The sequence below is a fragment of the Dethiosulfatibacter sp. genome (genome assembly GCF_983023055.1).
On record NZ_CEZJXU010000448.1, the window covers coordinates 1 to 2,095 of the forward strand.

Genomic DNA, 2,095 nt, shown 5'->3' on the forward strand with positions numbered 1-2,095 from the left:
ATGCCTTATCATCCTCAGAAGTCTGAGGTCCAGTTTTTTCATTACCACTCAATCCTTTCAGGATCAACAGGCTCGCTGTTTTCATAATAGTCTATGATCTTTCCGCTTCTCATTTTCAGCACCCTGTCCGCCATGGCTGCAACAGGAGAGTTGTGGGTGATGATGACAAGGGTCTTTTTATATTCAACATTTATTTTCTTAAGTATTTTAAGTATTGATATTCCTGTTTCAAAATCCAAAGCTCCAGTTGGCTCATCGCAAAGAAGTACCTCAGGCTTTTTGGAAACCGCTCTTGCTATGGCCACCCTCTGCTGCTCTCCACCACTCATTTGTGCTGGAAAATGATCTGCCCTTTCATTAAGATTAACAGCTTCAAGAACCTCGTCAATATCAAGAGTGTCCTTGCATATCTCAACTGCAAGTTCAACATTTTCTTTTGCTGTAAGATTTCCCATTAGATTGTAGAACTGGAAAATGAATCCCACTTCGTTCCTTCTATAGCTTGTTAGTTTCTTTTCATCGTAGTTTGTTATTTCCTCGTCCTTGAAGAATATTTTTCCGCTTGTAGGAGTATCCATTCCTCCTACTATGTTTAGAAGAGTACTTTTTCCTGATCCACTGGGACCAAGTATTACTACAAATTCCCCTTCATATATCTCAAAACTCAAGTCCCTTACCGCCTTGACGGTAACTTCTCCCATCTGGTAATGTTTGCTTAAATTTTCCACTTTTATCAGAACATTTTTCATAATTACCTCGTTTCCGTCAAAACCACTTTTGACATGCTTATTTTGATTTCCCCAGTCTTTTGATGAAATTATATGTCATTTTTGCTGTCATTCCCCATATAACATAATCACCGTACTGGTAGAATAGAACAGGATAGCTCATCTTTCTCCATTTATAGTTCCTGCCATTTGGGATCCTCTCAAAAGGAAATCCAGGCTTAAAATCCGGTCTATACGATACATTGTAGGTTTCCGGTTCGTTTTCGAGGAAAAAGTCAAGGGGCACTGTAAATATTTCCTCCACCTCAGCCCTGTTGATTGACAATGAATCATAATCTGTATTTAAAAGTCCTACAAAGGGATAGAGTATGAAATTGCTTGTGTTGGTAATATAATCAAGCTCTCCGATTATTTCAATCTTGTCTGCATCCACTCCTATTTCCTCGTGTGTCTCCCTTATAGCAGCCTCCATAAAGTCTTCTTCAACCTCTACTGTTCCACCTGGAAATGAAACTTCTCCAGGCTGCTTGATATTCATGGACCTCACCTCAAAAAGTATATGTAACTGTCCATCAATTTTCATCAAGGGAAGCAATACGGAATAAAACCTGTTTATCTCAAGGGGTTTTGATTTTCTATTTTCATATATGTCTCTGATTTTATCTATATTCAAAGTCATTCCTCCCTTTCTTGTTACTCTAATTATACAATATGTATTCATTATAATAAATGATTAAATGCAAATACGGAAACATTTATAGCTGTATATCCAATAGAAATTCATTATTCTTAATTATTTCTTAATCTTTCTTTAACTTTCGCTATACTATTGTGGTTTATGATATAATTATAGAAGAGTGAAGGTGAGTTTATGAAAAATATGAATATATTGATTTTAACGGCTCCATTCGGAAACGGTCACAAGATGGTTGCACAGTCCCTTAAACAAACGTTCAGCAAGAAGGGATGCAATGTTTTACTTTACGATATCTTTACGGAGTCCCATCCAATAATCACAAACAATATATCCAAGACCTATACCAGGATTTTCAATATGGGAAATACATATTCACATTTTTACTATGGCATTGAGAAAATATCAAAGACAAAGCTTATAAAGGTTTATGGAAGGTTCGGGTACAGCACCCTTAGGGATGTAATAATAAAATTTAATCCCGACATAATAGTCAACACTTTCCCTGTAATGTCTGCTTCTGAATATAAAAGGAAACTTGATGTCAACATACCTGTTATCAATGTCGTTACAGACTACTGCTGCCATAGGCTTTGGATCAACGAAAACCTTGACCGTATATATCTGGCAACAGATGACTTGAAGAAGACCCTTCAGGAAATGAACATTCCCA

General features: G+C 36.7%; 3 protein-coding genes. 1 reads left to right on the forward strand and 2 read right to left on the reverse strand.

Annotated elements, in window-relative coordinates; all coding sequences use genetic code 11:
* Positions 1-41: 41 nt before the first annotated feature.
* Positions 42-752 carry an ABC transporter ATP-binding protein gene (locus tag AC3AX0_RS12260; protein WP_487550567.1) on the reverse strand — a complete coding sequence of 237 codons (711 nt, stop codon included), beginning with the start codon at positions 750-752 and terminating at the stop codon, positions 42-44.
* A 34-nt stretch (positions 753-786) separates the two neighbouring features.
* Positions 787-1,401 carry an NUDIX hydrolase gene (locus AC3AX0_RS12265; RefSeq protein ID WP_487550565.1) on the reverse strand — a complete coding sequence of 205 codons (615 nt, stop codon included), beginning with the start codon at positions 1,399-1,401 and terminating at the stop codon, positions 787-789.
* A 198-nt stretch (positions 1,402-1,599) separates the two neighbouring features.
* Here AC3AX0_RS12265 and AC3AX0_RS12270 point away from each other — a divergent pair.
* Positions 1,600-2,095: MGDG synthase family glycosyltransferase (locus AC3AX0_RS12270; RefSeq protein WP_487550566.1), on the forward strand; the 496-nt coding region annotated here is incomplete at its 3' end.